Below are 13,868 nucleotides of genomic sequence, written 5' to 3'. Positions count from 1 at the left end.
ATTTTCCGGGCCGAGCCGAGCCGAGCCGGGCCAGTCCGGGCCGAGCCAGTCCGGTCCCGTCCGGTCCGGGCGGTCCGTCACAGCGGCCGGATCCCCGGCGGCCGCGACCGCGCGCCGGCGGCCGCCCGGCGGACGTGCTCGATCCCTGCCGGCTTCGCCGCCGGTGCGGGCGCGGGGCGGAGGAAAGGGAGGAGCCCCCGGCGTCGGCCGGGGGCTCCTCCCTTTCAGTGGCGCTCTTCGACGTCAGACGAGTTCGAACTGCTTCTTCGGCTGCCGAGCCGGTGCGGGCTCCGCCTCCCACTTCTTGGCGGTCCGCATATAGAGGTGGATCACCGAGATCATCGACAGAATGACCAGCGGTCCGAACACCCACGGATAGTCGGCCATCTCCATCGACAGAAAGCGGTACGACAGCAGGAGCGCGGTGAAGACCACCGCGCCGTGGACGACCAGCAAGACGCCCGCGCGGTCCCAGCCTCGGTCGAGCGAGCGCAGCGCCGCCTCGATGGTGAGGGTGAACACCACGCCGGCGACGAGATCCACACCGTAGTGGTAGCCGAATCCCAGGGTCGCGGCGAGCGTGGCGATCAGCCAGAAGGTGCCCGCGAGCCGCAGGAGGCGCGGGGCCTTCCGGGAATGGATGAAGATCGCCACCGCCCATGCCGTGTGCAGGCTGGGCATGCAGTTGCGGGGAGTGATCTCGTCGAACGGCATGAGCTGTGGTGCGGTGATCTCCGGCGCGGTGTTCGGCCACAGATCGGCCACCGCCCACTGCCCGCCGTCGACGCCGTAGGCGAAGATCGGCCCGACCACCGGGAAGATCATGTAGATGCCCGGGCCGAGCAGGCCGATGACCAGGAAGGTGCGCACCAGATGGTGGCCCGGGAAGCGGCCCTCGGCGGCGACGTTGCGCAGCTGGTAGACCGCGAAGACGACCGCGGCGACCGCGAGCTTGACGTAGACCCAGTCGAGGACATGGGCGCCGACCGGGCCGGTGGCGTCGACCATCCGGCCCACCAGCCACGAGGGGTTGCCCAGCGCCTGGTCGGCGGTCAGGACGTACTGGTCGAGGACCTCGGGGCGGGTCTTGGAGGTGATCAGCAGCCAGGTGTCGCCGGTCTTGCGGCCCGCCACCAGCAGCAGGCCCAGCGCGACGCCCTTGAGCAGGAGCACCCGTTCCGGGCCCTTGCGGTGCGTCACCGCGATGACCGCGCAGCCGAGGATCACCCACAACGGGCCGTTGCCGTAGCCCTGCTCGGCGTCGGCCGCCCACCGTACGAGCGCGAAGGCGATGTCGATGCCGACCGCGGCGCCGACCGCGATGAAACGCTGCCGCCAGGTGAGCACGACCATCATCAACGCCATGCTGGCGTACAGCAGGTGCCCGGACGCGGGGACGAATATCGCCTCGCGCGCCTGATGGACGATCGGGCCCGGCAGGTCATAGTTGCGCGCGGCCAGTTCCAGCGCGACCAGGAAACCGAGGCCGACCACAGTCACCGCGGTCCACAGCAGCACCCGCCGTTGACGTCGTGCGGCGGGCGCTGCTTCGCTGCCTATTCGTGAAAAATATCGTGATATTGCACGCATCAATTGTTTAGCCGATTTTTGTTTTTGATCTTGACGGGAAGGTACTTCTCGGTGCCCGGCGGCACGTTCCTCGGGAGAGACGGACGGTCGGAACTATCACCATGATCCGATCATGTTATCGAAGTGGACCGGGCGGCGTCCCGCTGGTCGCCCGGTCCCGTCCCGGGCGCGCGTGCCGGTCAGGCGGCGGGAGGGGTGTTCCGGGGACGGATGACGACGGGCAGTTCGCTGTGGCCGTTGGAGATGAAGCTCTCCTTGGGGCGCAGCCGGTCCGGGGGCACCGCGAGAGCGAGATCGGGGAAGCGCTCGAAGAGGGCGCGCAGAGCCACTTCGGCCTCCAGGCGGCCGAGGGCGGCCCCGAGGCAGAGGTGCATGCCGTGTCCGAAGGAGAGATGGGTCTTGTCGGCGCGGGTGGCGTCGAAGTCGTCGGCGGTGGGGCCGTGCAGATCCGGATGCCGGTTGGCGGCGGCGTACGAGGGCAGGACGGCGTCGCCCCGCCGGATGGTCACGCCGTGTTCGGGGAGGGGGATGTCCTCGGCGGCGAACCGCATCGGGAGATGGGCGAGCGGGGCCTCGTGGCGGAGCGACTCCTCGACCACGTCCTTCCAGCCGGCGCGTCCGGCACGGACGTGGGCGAGCTGCGCGGGGTCGCGGAGGAGTGCGGTGATCGCCTGGTCCAGGAGATTGACGGTGGTCTCGAAACCGGCGTTGATCACCAGCAGCAGGGTGTCGTTGAGTTCGGCCTCGGTCAGGGGCGCTCCGTCGCCCTCGGTGTCCCTGGCCGCGATGAGCGCCGAGGTGAGATCGTCCCCGGGCTCGGCCCGTTTGGCGGCGATCAGCTCGGCGAGGAGCCCGTACAGGTCCTGGACCGCCGCGGTGGTCTCCTCGGGGCTGTGGCTGGTGGAGAAGACCACGTCGACGGTGCGGCGGAAGCGGGAGCGGACCGCTTCGGAGAGGCCGGCGAGCCGGCTGATCACCCCGATGGGCAGCGGATAGGCGAATCGCTCCCGCAGATCGACCGTCTCACCGGGCGGGGTGGCCGCGAGATCGTCGAGCAGTTCCCCGACGATCCGCTCGACGACGGGTGCGAGCGCGTTGATCCGGCGGGCGGCGAAGGCCGGGCCGATGGTGCGCCGCAGTCGCCGGTGCTCCTCCCCGTAGGCGGTGAACATGCTCTCCACCGCCACCCAGAGCGCGAGCGGCCAGACCCCGACGATCCGCTCGGGGAAGGCGGGCCAGTGCCGCCGGGCGTCCTTGGAGATTCTGGGGTCCAGGAGCAGCCGCCGCAGCAGTGCCGGATCGCTGACCGACCAGGCCTCCACGCCGAGGACGTCGACCCGGGTGAGGGGGCCGCGGGCGCGGAGGGCGGCGTCCTCCCCGTGGCGATCGCCGCCGCCGGGGTCGAGCACGATCAAGGGTTCCTGCTCCATGGCGCTCCTCGGGCACGAGGCGGACGGAGGACGGCACCGGGGCCGGTCGCGTCGTCGACGCCGTTCGGCCGGGGTGCGGGGCTGCGCGTCAGCCGGACCCCGGACGGTGACGGACGGGATCCGCCGCATCACTCTCATACCCGGCGCACGCCGCGTCCAGTGGGCGCACCGCGTGTCCGCGCCTCCGGCGGGAGGCGCGGTACGGCGGACTCCCGTGCGCGGCGGCGTCGCGCCGGGCCCGCGCGGCGGTGGAGCCGGGCGGGATCGGCGCCGGTCGAGGACTCCGGGCGGGCGCCCCTGCTCAGCGGTCGGTGAGAGCGGGCTCCGACGCGGATACGGCCCCGGGCCCGGCATCGGACCCGGCATCGGCGCCGGACCCGTCCTCCCCGTCCCCGACCCCGGGATCCGGTTCGGCGTTGACCGGAGCCCAGGGGAACGCCGGGTCGGGAATCGCGTGCCGCAGCGCGGGAGCGATGTCGGACTGGAAGAGTTCGAGCGATTCGCGGTGCTGGGCGTCGGTGAGTCCGCTCGCCTCGGCGCGCAGGTGGAGCACGCTGTGCCCGAGCCGCTCGTGCTGGCGGTGCACCTTCTCGATCACCTGTTGCGGGCTGCCGATCAGCGCCGAGCTGCGCTCGACGAAGTCCTCCAGCGTGGCGAAGACCGGTTCGAGGCCCTGGTTCCGCTGGAAGTCGCGCTGGCTCTCGAACAGCGGCCGGTACGCGGCGACGGCCTCCTGCGAGGTACGGGCCGCGTAGTAGCCGGCCGTGCCCGCGCCGACGACGGCCCGGGACGGATCGTGGCCGTGGTGCTCCCACCGCTCCCGGTAGTGGCGGACGAGCTCGGCGTACGGCTCGATCGGGTTGCTGACATTGGCGGAGAAGAGCGGGTCCCCGTAGCGGGCGGCGAGATCGACCGACTCCCGGCTCGTCGCGCTGCCGTGCCAGACGCGGACGGGCCGCTGGTACGGCCTCGGCCAGACCTCGGCGTCCGTCAGCCCGGGGCGGAAGCGCGGGGAGGCGCTCACCCTGTCCTGCCGCCAGATCCGGCGGAACAGCTCGTAGCCCTCGGCGTTGCGGTCCCACTGGTCCTCGGGCGTCACGGCGAACAGCTCTCGCTGGGCCGTGCCGTTGCCCTTCCCGATGATCAGGTCGAGACGGCCCCCGGACAGATGGTCCAGGGTCGCGTAGTCCTCGTACGCGCGCACGGGGTCGAGCAGGCTGAGCGTGGTGACGGCGGTGAAGAGGCGGATCCGCGAGGTGAGCGCGGCGATGTGGCTGAGGACGACGGGAGGCGAGGAGGAGATGAAGGGCCGCTCGTGGCGTTCGCCGACGCCGAAGCCGTCGAATCCCAGCTCCTCGGCCAGCAGCGCGTTGCCGATCAGTTCGCGGAAGCGCTCGTGGGTGGTCTTCCGGACGCCCGTGACCGGGTCGGGGGCGTGCACGACGAGGCTGATGGCCAGGAACTTCACGAGGCCGCCCGCCCGGACTCCCGCCGCGCGCGCCCGGCGGCCCGCGCCGGACGCGCGTGGGGACCTGACAGACCGTTCGCCGCAGGGGCGTCGCGGCCGCCGTGCCTGGGCGCCCCGGCACGGACCAGCCGTACGGGACCGCCCCCGGCCGCGGCGGCCCGGGCCCGGCCCGTGTCGTCGTCCGGCGTCACGGCGAGGTGGAGCGATGGGTGTGCGGACACGAGAAGGACGCCTCCCTGGTCGGCCGTGGATGACCGCCGGCCCTCGTACGGGGGTCTCCGCGTGCGGGGGTCTGCTCGGACAGACCTCTTCGTGCGGAGGTCTCCTGGTGCGGAGTTCTCCTCGTACGGAGGGCTCGGCGCTCGTCCAGCTCGGAACGGGCCCCGCCGCGCTCCGGCGCGAGGGACTCGTTGAATCGCAGACTAGGCGGAGCCGGCCGGGCGGAGGTGGAGGGCGTGTTGCGAGTTCATGAAACCGCCCGGACAGCGCCGCGAGAGCGGATCGGCGGGCCCGTCCGGGATGTGGCCCGCCCAGTCCAGGATCTGGACCGCCGCCCCGGCGGCCTCCAGCCCACGGCAGCGGGCATGGTGCCGGCGGGCGATGCCGTCCAGATCGAGATGGCGGCCGAAGGCGGGGTGGGCGGCCAGCCGCCGCGCGTAGTGCCACAGATGCGGATGGCCGGCGACGCGGTGGACCGCGTCGGCGTCCAGATGCAGCCGGTGCACGGTGTCGAGCTGCACCAGGGTCACCCACAACGTCACGTCCGCCGCCGTCAGTTCGTCGCCGAGGACGAAGCACTGGCGGGCGAGGCGCGATTCCAGCGAGCCCAGGGCGACGAGCAGGGAGTCGAGGGCGGCCCGGCGCTCCGCGCCGTCAGCGTCGGCTCTTCCGGCGTGCTGGGCGGCCTCGTCGACACGGTGCTCGCAGAACCGTCCGAAGTCCTCGATCTCCTCGTCCGCGCCCGGCGGACAGAGGGTGGGCCGGTCGGGGCCGTGACCGCCGAAGGTCCGGGTCAGGTCCCGGAGGATGTCCGGGGCGTGCGCGCTGACGACCCGTCCCGTCCACTCGTCGCTCAGCACCGGTGCGAGGGCCGGGCCGGGGTGCCGGTGCGAACTGGCCTCGTACAGGGGGCGCAGGGCGCGGTGCCCGCCGTCGGGGCTGTCGGGGACGGCCGGCAGCAGTATCACCGGGAGGCACTCCTCCAGGCCGAGGAGGCTGTGGGTGATGGCGATGCGCAGACAGGAGGGGCAGGACAGCGCCAGATGGAGGCGGTAGCGGCGGGCGGCGGCGAAGTATCCGCTGCTCGCGTCGGAGCCGATCCTGCCCCGCAGCGACGGCGTGGAGGAGAGGGACGGCACGGTGGTCGGGGATGCGGCGGACATGGGTCTCCCTGGGTACGGGGCGGGCTTCCGGTTCGCGGAGGTGCGCCGGTGCGCCGCGCGATCGACGGGCGCGGTGAGGGCGCGCGCCCGTGCGGGCGCGGCGGAGGAGGGACGCGGCGCCGACGGGGACGCGTGCCGGCGGTCGCCGGATGTCAGCGCAGAGCGCTGCAGACGCGCAGGAGATCGATGTGACGGCGGGAGGTCAGGAGAAGGGGCGGCCGGGCCGTGTGCGCGGCCCGCCCGGCGGGCGACTCCAGAGGCTCCGTCATGTCCTGCCCGTCAGCTGGGGATCCGTAGGGGAGTGTCCGGCGGCTCGCGCGCTTCGTCAAGAGGGCCTGCCGCGCCGCTTCGCGCCGCCCGGGGTCCGGGGCGCGGCCGGGGCCGTCGTGCGGGAGCCCGGGGCGCGGCCGGGGCCGCCGCGAGGAAGCCCGGCCGGACGCCCGTGCCGTCGGCGCGCACGCGCCCCGGACCTGGTGTTCAGACGCGGGGCCCGGTCCACAGCCCCTGGGCGGCGAGCCGCGGGAGCACGTTCTCGCCGAACCAGTAGACCTCCTCCAGATGCGGATAGCCGGAGAGCACGAACTCGTCGATGCCGAGCCGGTGATACTCGGCGACCCGCTCGGCCACCTCGCCGTGGCTGCCGACCAGCGCCGTGCCGGCCCCGCCGCGCACCAGACCGACGCCGGCCCACAGATTCGGATGGATCTCCAGTCGCTCCCGCCGGCCGCCGTGCAGGGCGAGCATGCGTTTCTGGCCCTCGGACTCGCTGCGGGCCAGCCCGGCCTGGACGGCGGCGACGGTCCCGGGGTCGAATCCGTCGAGCAGCCGCCGTGCCTCGGCCCAGGCCTGCTCGGAGGTGTCGCGGGTGATGACGTGGAGCCGTACGCCGAAGCGGAGGCTCCGGCCCTCCTCCGCCGCCAGCTCCCGGATCCAGGCGATCTTCTCGGCCACCGCCGCGGGCGGCTCGCCCCAGGTGAGATAGACGTCCGCGTGGCGGGCGGCGACCTCCCCCGCGGCGGGCGACGAGCCGCCGAAGTAGATCTCCGGCACCGGGTCGGGCACTCGGGCGAGCCGCGCGCTCTCGACCCGGAGGTGCTCCCCCGCCAGATCCACGGTCCCGCCGTCCCACAGGGCGCGCACGATGTGCAGGAACTCTCCCGTGCGGGCGTAGCGGCCGTCCTTGTCCAGGAAGTCGCCGTAGGCCCGCTGTTCCTGGCTCTCCCCTCCCGTGACCACGTTGAGCAGCAGCCGGCCGCCGGTCCGCCGCTGGAAGGTGGACGCCATCTGCGCGGCGAGCGTGGGCGAGACGAATCCGGGTCTGAAGGCGACGAGGAATTTCAGCCGCTCGGTGTGCTGGCTGACCATGGCGGTGGTCAGCCAGGCGTCCTCGCACCAGGCGCCGGTGGGGGTGAGCGCGCCGGTGAAGCCGAGGTCCTCGGCGGCTCGGGCGATCTGGGCGAGGTATCCGACGCTCGGCGGCCGGTCACCGCCGGCCGCGGTGACCGGACTGCCGTGGCCGCCGCCGACGACATGACGGCTGTCGCCGTTGGTGGGCAGGAACCAGTGGAAGGTCAGGCTCACGGCGGGTCACGCCCTTCGCTCGCCGGGGGTCACGGCGCGCATCCGGCCGGCGTCAGGAAGGCCGTACGGCTCACGAGGGCTTCGGAGAAGCGGTCGACGACCTGTTCGAGGGAGCCGGCCGCGCCCGGGGCGACCGTCACCCCGCCGTCGTCGCCGACAGCGATGTCCCGGTCGAGCGTGAACCAGCCCTGGACGATGTGCGCGGCGCCCATGGAGCTGAGCACCGGGCGCAGCGCGTAGTCGATCGCCAGGACGTGCGCCGCGGTGCCGCCGGTGGCGAGCGGGAGGACCGTCTTGCCGGCCAGGGCGTGCTGCGGCAGCAGGTCCAGGAGGGATTTGAGCGCCCCGGAGTAGGCGGCCTTGTAGACGGGCGTGCCGACGACGACTCCCTCGGCGCGGTCGAAGAGGGCGGTCGCCTCGACGATCGCCGGGTGCCGGAAGTCGGCGCCGAGCAGCGCCTCGGCGGGGAGGGTGCGGACGTCCAGGGGGATCACCTCGTGCCCCTGGGCCGTGAGCCGCCGGTCCAGATGGCGCAGCAGCCGGGCGGTGCGAGAGGTGGCGGAGGGGCTTCCGGAGACGGACAGGACGGTGGCCATGGCGGCCCCTTCGGGAGCGAGGCGGGCAGGGGGTACGGTGCGGTCGGCGAGGGTCATCCTGTGGTCTTGGGCAGTCCCGGCGGGTTGATCTCGGAGGTGGTGACGGCCTCGTCGGACAGGTCCCAGCGCTTCAGCACCTTGGCGTAGGTTCCGTTGCGGATGATCTCGTCGAGTGCGTCGGCGAGCGGCTCGACCAGGCCGCTGTCCTTCTTGGTGGCGGCTCCGATGAGGCCCTGGAGGGTGGCGCCGGCGCCGGAGTGGGTGCCGACCACCTCGGTCTTGCCGGTGCTGGCCGCGTAGTGGGCGGCGGTCGGATTGGGGCCGAGGTAGAGGTCGATCCGGCCGGAGAGGAGGGCGAGATAGGTGTCGCTGTCGTTCTGGTAGTACTTGATGTCCACCGGCTCCAGACCGGCCTTCCGCACCTCCTCGCTCCACTGGATCAGCAGCTTCTCCTGGTTGGTCCCGCTGCTCACGGCGACGGTCCGGCCGGCCACGTCCTCGGGTTTCGCGATCTTCCAGCCGCTGCCCTTCTTCGCCGCGAAGGCCAGATTGTCCTTGCGGTAGGTGGCGAAGTCGTATTTCTCCTTGCGCTCCTCGGTGTCGGTGATGTTGCTGATGGCGACGTCGAACTTGGCGCTGTCGAGGCCGAGGAAGATGTTCTCCCAGGAGACCACGTTGAAGCGCGGTTCGAGGCCGAGCACGTCGGCGACCAGGTGGGCGATGTCGGGCTCGACGCCGATGACGGTCTTGTCGTCGTCGGCGTGGAAGGTGAGGGGGGCCTCGGAGCGGGAGGAGCCGGCTATCTCCAGGGTGCCTCTCTCGCGGACTCTCGCGGGGAGCCCGGCGGCGATGGAGTCGACCTTGGCGGTGGTGACGCGGTTCTGGTCGGGGCTCAGGTTCATCTTCGTGCCGGAGTCCTCCGCGCCGCCCTCCCCGCGGGCGCCGCCGTCGGTGGGGTTGCCGCACGCGGCGAGGAGAAGGGCGGCGGTCAGTCCCAGCGCGGTCGCGGTGGCGCGGCGGGTGATCGAGGTGGGCATGGTGGTGCTCCTTGCCTGCGGGAGGGGGCGGGGGAGGTCAGAGGACTTTGGAGAGGAAGGCGCGGGTGCGCTCGTGGCGCGGGCTGTCCAGTACGGCGGCGGGCGGGCCCTGTTCCACGACGACGCCGTCGTCCATGAACACGACGGTGTCGGCGACCTCACGGGCGAAGCCGATCTCGTGGGTCACGACGATCATGGTCGTCCCGGTGCGGGCCACGTCCTTGATGACGTCCAGGACTTCGCCGACCAGCTCCGGGTCGAGCGCCGAGGTGGGCTCGTCGAACAGCAGGACCTTCGGCCGGAGGGCGAGTGCGCGGGCGATGGCCACGCGCTGCTGCTGGCCGCCGGAGAGCTGGCGCGGATAGGCGTCGGTCTTGTCGACGAGTCCGACCCGCTCCAGCAGCCCGCGCGCGGTCTCCTCGGCCTCCCCGCGCCGCCTGCGCAGCGCCGAGACCGGGGCCTCCACGAGGTTCTCCAGCACGGTCAGATGGGGGAAGAGGTTGAAGTTCTGGAAGACGAACCCGATGTGGGTGCGCTGTCGCAGAACGTCCTTCTCCTTCAGCTCGTGCAGTTTGTCGCCGGAGCGGCGGTAGCCGATGAGTTCGCCGTCGATGCTGATCCAGCCCCGGTCGACCTTCTCCAGATGGTTGATGGTGCGCAGCAGGGTGGACTTCCCGGAGCCGGACGGGCCGAGGATCACGGTGACCTCTCCGGCGCGGACCCGGAGATCGACACCGCGCAGCACCTCCAGGGGGCCGAAGCTCTTGTGGACGCCGCGGATGTCCACCATGGCCCTGCGGGTGTCCGCCGCCGTGCCGCCGGCGCCGTCCGCCGCGCCGCCGGTGTCCGTCGCGGTCGCTTCGGCGTCGCTGTGCGATGCCGCCCGGCCGGTGTCGTCCGTCCCAGCGTCGGCGTCCGTCGCCGCTCTCTCGCCGGCGTGGGCCGTTCTGCCGCCGGCGTGTGCCGTCGCCTCGCTCATCTGCTGCCTCCGAAGCTCTTCCTGGGGATGACGGGCCGGTCGGGCCGGGAGGCCGCGCTGCGCAGGGTCTGGACGAGCCGGCGGGCTCGCTGGATCGGGGTGGGCGGCGGGGTGCGGTCGGAGCCCCGGGCGTAGTGCCGCTCCACGTAGTACTGGCCGACCGACAGCAGGGAGGTGAGGAGCACGTACCAGGCGGTGGCGACCAGGAGCAGCGGGATCACCCGGCCGTTGCGGCCGTAGATCACCTGCACTTGGTAGAACAGCTCGCCGATGGCCATCACATAGACCACCGAGGTGCCCTTGAGCAGGCCGATGATCTCGTTGCCCGCCGTGGGCAGGATGGCGCGCATGGCCTGTGGCAGCACGATCCGGCGGATCTGGCGCAGCCGGGGGATGCCCAGCGCCGCGGCGGCCTCCAGCTGGCCGTGGTCGACGGCGACGACCCCGCCGCGGACGATCTCGGCGGCGTAGGCGGCCTGGTGCAGCGTCAGTCCGATGACGGCCGCGCCCATGGTGCCGATCAGGCTGTTGCTGTCGACGGACCAGAACACCGGGCCGAACGGGACGCCGACGCCGAGTCTCTCGTACAGGGCGCTGAGGTTGAACCAGAACACCAGCTGGACGATCATCGGAATGGACCGGAAGATCCAGACGTAGGTCCAGGCGACGGTCTGCAGCAGCGGGCTGCGCGAGAGCCGCATGAAGGCCAGGACGGTGCCGAGCAGAAAGCCCAGCGCGGTGGCGTAGGCGGTGAGCTGGAGGGTCACCCACACCGCGTCGACGATCGTCTCGGACAGGATGTAGTCGCTGAAGACGCCCCACTCCCAGACCGGGTTGTCGGCCAGTCCGTGCACGAACTGGGCGACCAGCACGGTCACGCCGATTCCCGCCGCCCAGCGGGCGTAATGACGGGCGGGGACGACCCGGAGAAGGGCTGGATCGTCGGGGTCGGGCGGCGCGTCGGGGCCGGCGCCCGGGGAGGGCGTGCCGGGTGGCGCGACCGCGGATTCGGTGGTGAGTCCCATCGTGGCGTTCCTGCTCATTCGTCATGTGTGCTCGGGCGGGTTGATCCGCGCTGTCTCGATCGCGGAGGCTGAGGTGCCCCACTTCTTGAGGATCCGGGCGTAGGTTCCGCTGTCGATCAGCTCGTTGACGGCGGCCCGGAACGCCTCGGTGAGGGGTGAGCCCTTGGCGAAGGCGAAGCCGACGTCGAGACGGTGGTACTCACCGAGGAAGGTGGTTCGCGAGGCGGGCTGGGCCGCCTGGTGGCGCAGGCCGTTGATGGTCGACATGATCACGTCGGTCCGGCCCTGCTGGAGCGCGGTGAGGGTGGCCCCGTTCTCGGAGTAGACCTTCACCTCGTACGGTTTCTTGCCCGCCTTGGCGCAGACGTCCTTCCGTGCGGTGAGGGTGGCCTCGAAGGTGGTGCCGGCGCCGGTGCCGATGGTCAGTCCGCAGAGCCGGGTGAGGTCCGTGACCTTCGTCGAGAGGGCGGTGTTGCCCTTCCTCACCGCGAAGCCCTGGCCGTCGTTGATGTAGGTGACGAAGTCGATCGTCTTCAGCCGCTCGGTGGTGACGCCGAAGTTCCCGGTGCCGAAGTCGTACTTGCCGCTGCCGAGGGCGGGCAGGATCGTCTCGAAGGAGGCGTCCTGCCGCTCCAGTTCGACGCCGAGGACCTTGGCCACCGCGTCCGCGATATCGATGTCCTGGCCCGCTGGCGGCCGGTCCGATCCGTTCGGGTAGTACGCCCCGGGCGGGAATCCGATCGAGCTGCCGACCCGCAGTCTGCCCGCGGCGCGGACGTCGGCGGGCAGCAGCGCGGCGACGGACTTCACCTCGCGTACGGCGGCGACGGGGTCGTCGGCCGGCGCGCGGGACGTCCCGGCGCCCGGCGTCGCGCCGCCGGAGCCGTCGCCGGAGCCGCAGGCGGTCAGCGCCAGTACGGGCAGCAGCGCGAGGACCGCGCCGGTCCGCAGCCGGGTTCCGATGCCGCGGACGTTCACCGGCCGGCCGCCTCTCCGTGGAAGGTCGCGCCGGGCAGACGCTTCTCGAAGGGCAGATGGCCGATGGTCTCGGGATCGGCCTCGATGTCGAAGAGCGGGGTGTACCCGGTGGTCAGATAGAGATTGCGGGCCTCGGGCTGGCGCGGGCCGGTCGTGAGGCGGATCCGTTCGTAGCCTCGGTCGAAGGCCTCGCGCTCCAGCTCGGCGACGATCCGCCGGGCCAGGCCGCGCCGCCGGTGGGCGGAGTGCGTCCAGATCCGCTTCAGCTCGGCCGTGGTCTCGTCGTACCGCCGGAACGCGCCGCCCGCGACCGGCTCGCCGCGTTCGAGGAGCAGGATCAGGATGCCGCCGTACGAGGGGGTGAACTCCTCGTCGGGATAGCGGGCGAGTTCGGCGTGGGCGTCCTCGCCGTAGCGCGTCGCGTACTCGTCGCCGAGTTCGCGCAGCAGGGGGCGGGCCCTCGGGTCGGACACGGTGACGCGGACGATCTCCGGGTCGGCGGAGGTCCACAGCGGTTCGGCGAAGGAGGTCATCCGCGCACCCCCGCGAGGGTCTCGGTGTCGCGCACGGCCCGTTCGGCGTCGCGCCTGGCGACCTCCTCGCGGACGATCGGGATCACATGGCGGCCGAAGTCGATCGCGTCGCCCAGCAGGTCGTAGCCGCGGGCGGAGAGGATGTCGACGCCGAGGTCGTAGTAGTCCAGCAGCGCCTGGGCGACCGTCTCCGGCGTTCCGACCAGGGCGTTGGAGTTGCCCGCGCCGCCGGTGGCGGCGGCGGTCGGGGTCCACAGGGCGCGGTCGTAGCGCTCCCCCGCCTCGGCGATGGCGATCAGCCGCTGCGATCCGGTGTTCTCGGGCCGGTCGCCGCCGTCGCCGGGCCGGACGATCGCGCCGCCGTTCTCCTTCCGGGCCCTGATCGCGCCCACCGTGCGGTGGGCCTTCTCCCAGGCGAGTTCCTCGGTCGGGGCGATGATCGGGCGGAACGCGACCTGGATCCGGGGGACGTCGGTGCGGCCCGCGGCCTTCGCGGCGGCCTTCACCGCCTCGATCTGTTCGGCGGTCCTGGCCAGGGGCTCGCCCCACAGGCAGTAGATGTCGGCCTCGGCGGCCCCCACGGCGTACGCGGCGGGCGAGGAGCCGCCGAACGACACGTTCGGGCGCGGCCGCTGGACCGGGAAGACATCGCTGACGAAGTCGTGGAAGCGGTAGTGCTCGCCCGCGTGGTCGAAGGGCTCGTGCGCGGTCCAGATCTTCTTCACGATCCGGATGTACTCGGCGGTGCGGGCGTAGCGCTCGTCCTTGGTGAGGGTGTCGCCCTCGCGGCCCTGTTCATGGTCGTTGCCGCCGGTGATGAAGTGCACGGTCAGCCGGCCGTCGCTGATCCGGTCGAGGGTGGCGAAGGTCTTGGCGGCGAAGGTCGGGTACGAGACGTTGGGCCGGTGGGCGAGCAGGATCTGGAGGCGGTCCACCCTGCTCGCGATGTAGGCGGCGGCCGGTGCGGGGTCGGGCGATCCGGAGCCGTAGGCGAACAGCACCCGGTCCCAGCCGTGGTCCTCGTGCGCCCGGGCGAGCCGGAGTGTGTACTCCTTGTCGAAGGCGGCGCCGGAGCGCGCTGTCGTTTCGGAGCCGTCGTTGGTGGCGGCGATGCCTAGGAACTCCACGGGCATGGGGGATGACCTTTCTCAAGTCCTCGGGCCGTGCCGCGGGCGGCGCACGGGCACGGCGGCCGGCGGCACACGGCCGGGCGTGACGGCGTTTCAGGAGGCTGGGAACCAGATGGTGAGCGGGTGCGATGACGCCGGG

12 protein-coding genes are annotated in these 13,868 nt (G+C 72.3%); all 12 read right to left on the bottom strand.

Annotated elements, in window-relative coordinates; all coding sequences use genetic code 11:
* Positions 1-243: 243 nt before the first annotated feature.
* Positions 244-1,590, bottom strand: coding sequence for a phosphatase PAP2 family protein (locus ACF089_RS05090; RefSeq protein WP_392022011.1), 1,347 nt, complete (start codon positions 1,588-1,590; stop codon positions 244-246).
* A gap of 179 nt (positions 1,591-1,769) precedes the next feature.
* Positions 1,770-3,020: a cytochrome P450 gene (locus ACF089_RS05085; RefSeq protein ID WP_392022008.1), complete on the bottom strand. Its 1,251-nt coding sequence runs from the start codon at positions 3,018-3,020 to the stop codon at positions 1,770-1,772.
* A gap of 301 nt (positions 3,021-3,321) precedes the next feature.
* Complete coding sequence (locus tag ACF089_RS05080; RefSeq protein WP_392022005.1) at positions 3,322-4,488, bottom strand: LLM class flavin-dependent oxidoreductase; 1,167 nt, start codon at positions 4,486-4,488, stop codon at positions 3,322-3,324.
* A 422-nt stretch (positions 4,489-4,910) separates the two neighbouring features.
* Complete coding sequence (locus tag ACF089_RS05075) at positions 4,911-5,870, bottom strand: glutathione S-transferase C-terminal domain-containing protein (RefSeq protein WP_392022003.1); 960 nt, start codon at positions 5,868-5,870, stop codon at positions 4,911-4,913.
* A gap of 477 nt (positions 5,871-6,347) precedes the next feature.
* Positions 6,348-7,451, bottom strand: a complete 1,104-nt coding sequence (locus ACF089_RS05070) for an LLM class flavin-dependent oxidoreductase (RefSeq protein WP_392022000.1) — start codon at positions 7,449-7,451, stop codon at positions 6,348-6,350.
* A 29-nt stretch (positions 7,452-7,480) separates the two neighbouring features.
* The gene (ssuE, locus tag ACF089_RS05065) at positions 7,481-8,047 is read right to left on the bottom strand and encodes an NADPH-dependent FMN reductase (RefSeq protein WP_392021997.1); all 567 of its coding nucleotides are present in this window, start codon (positions 8,045-8,047) and stop codon (positions 7,481-7,483) included.
* A 53-nt stretch (positions 8,048-8,100) separates the two neighbouring features.
* Positions 8,101-9,084 (bottom strand): ABC transporter substrate-binding protein, encoded by a 984-nt coding sequence (locus ACF089_RS05060; RefSeq protein ID WP_392021994.1) that lies wholly within the window; start codon positions 9,082-9,084, stop codon positions 8,101-8,103.
* Between the two features lie 37 nt (positions 9,085-9,121).
* A complete protein-coding gene (locus ACF089_RS05055) occupies positions 9,122-9,874 on the bottom strand; it encodes an amino acid ABC transporter ATP-binding protein (protein WP_392023360.1) in 753 nt (250 codons plus the stop codon).
* A 185-nt stretch (positions 9,875-10,059) separates the two neighbouring features.
* Positions 10,060-11,088, bottom strand: a complete 1,029-nt coding sequence (locus ACF089_RS05050) for an amino acid ABC transporter permease (RefSeq protein ID WP_392023357.1) — start codon at positions 11,086-11,088, stop codon at positions 10,060-10,062.
* 21 nt (positions 11,089-11,109) lie between these two features.
* Complete coding sequence (locus ACF089_RS05045; protein WP_392021991.1) at positions 11,110-12,066, bottom strand: ABC transporter substrate-binding protein; 957 nt, start codon at positions 12,064-12,066, stop codon at positions 11,110-11,112.
* Positions 12,063-12,599 (bottom strand): GNAT family N-acetyltransferase, encoded by a 537-nt coding sequence (locus ACF089_RS05040; protein ID WP_392021988.1) that lies wholly within the window; start codon positions 12,597-12,599, stop codon positions 12,063-12,065. The genes ACF089_RS05045 and ACF089_RS05040 overlap by 4 nt, the downstream gene beginning before the upstream one ends.
* Entirely contained in the window at positions 12,596-13,732 is a 1,137-nt protein-coding gene (locus ACF089_RS05035; RefSeq protein WP_392021986.1) for an LLM class flavin-dependent oxidoreductase, read from the bottom strand. The genes ACF089_RS05040 and ACF089_RS05035 overlap by 4 nt, the downstream gene beginning before the upstream one ends.
* Positions 13,733-13,868: the final 136 nt, after the last annotated feature.

Source organism: Streptomyces sp. NPDC014894, from assembly GCF_043080985.1.
Lineage (GTDB): Bacteria > Actinomycetota > Actinomycetes > Streptomycetales > Streptomycetaceae > Streptomyces.
The sequence above is the reverse complement of the archived record's forward strand: the minus strand, read 5'-3'. Positions and strand labels throughout refer to the sequence as shown.

What these genes read in the sequence shown, in the direction of transcription:
- ACF089_RS05085 (WP_392022008.1), bottom strand. Translation starts at nt 3,020, where the DNA reads ATGGAGCAGGAACCCTTGATCGTGCTCGACCCCGGCGGCGGCGATCGC.
- ACF089_RS05035 (WP_392021986.1), bottom strand. Translation starts at nt 13,732, where the DNA reads ATGCCCGTGGAGTTCCTAGGCATCGCCGCCACCAACGACGGCTCCGAA.
- ssuE (WP_392021997.1), bottom strand. Translation starts at nt 8,047, where the DNA reads ATGGCCACCGTCCTGTCCGTCTCCGGAAGCCCCTCCGCCACCTCTCGC.
- ACF089_RS05040 (WP_392021988.1), bottom strand. Translation starts at nt 12,599, where the DNA reads ATGACCTCCTTCGCCGAACCGCTGTGGACCTCCGCCGACCCGGAGATC.
- ACF089_RS05055 (WP_392023360.1), bottom strand. Translation starts at nt 9,874, where the DNA reads ATGGTGGACATCCGCGGCGTCCACAAGAGCTTCGGCCCCCTGGAGGTG.
- ACF089_RS05090 (WP_392022011.1), bottom strand. Translation starts at nt 1,590, where the DNA reads ATGCGTGCAATATCACGATATTTTTCACGAATAGGCAGCGAAGCAGCG.
- ACF089_RS05075 (WP_392022003.1), bottom strand. Translation starts at nt 5,870, where the DNA reads ATGTCCGCCGCATCCCCGACCACCGTGCCGTCCCTCTCCTCCACGCCG.
- ACF089_RS05060 (WP_392021994.1), bottom strand. Translation starts at nt 9,084, where the DNA reads ATGCCCACCTCGATCACCCGCCGCGCCACCGCGACCGCGCTGGGACTG.
- ACF089_RS05050 (WP_392023357.1), bottom strand. Translation starts at nt 11,088, where the DNA reads ATGGGACTCACCACCGAATCCGCGGTCGCGCCACCCGGCACGCCCTCC.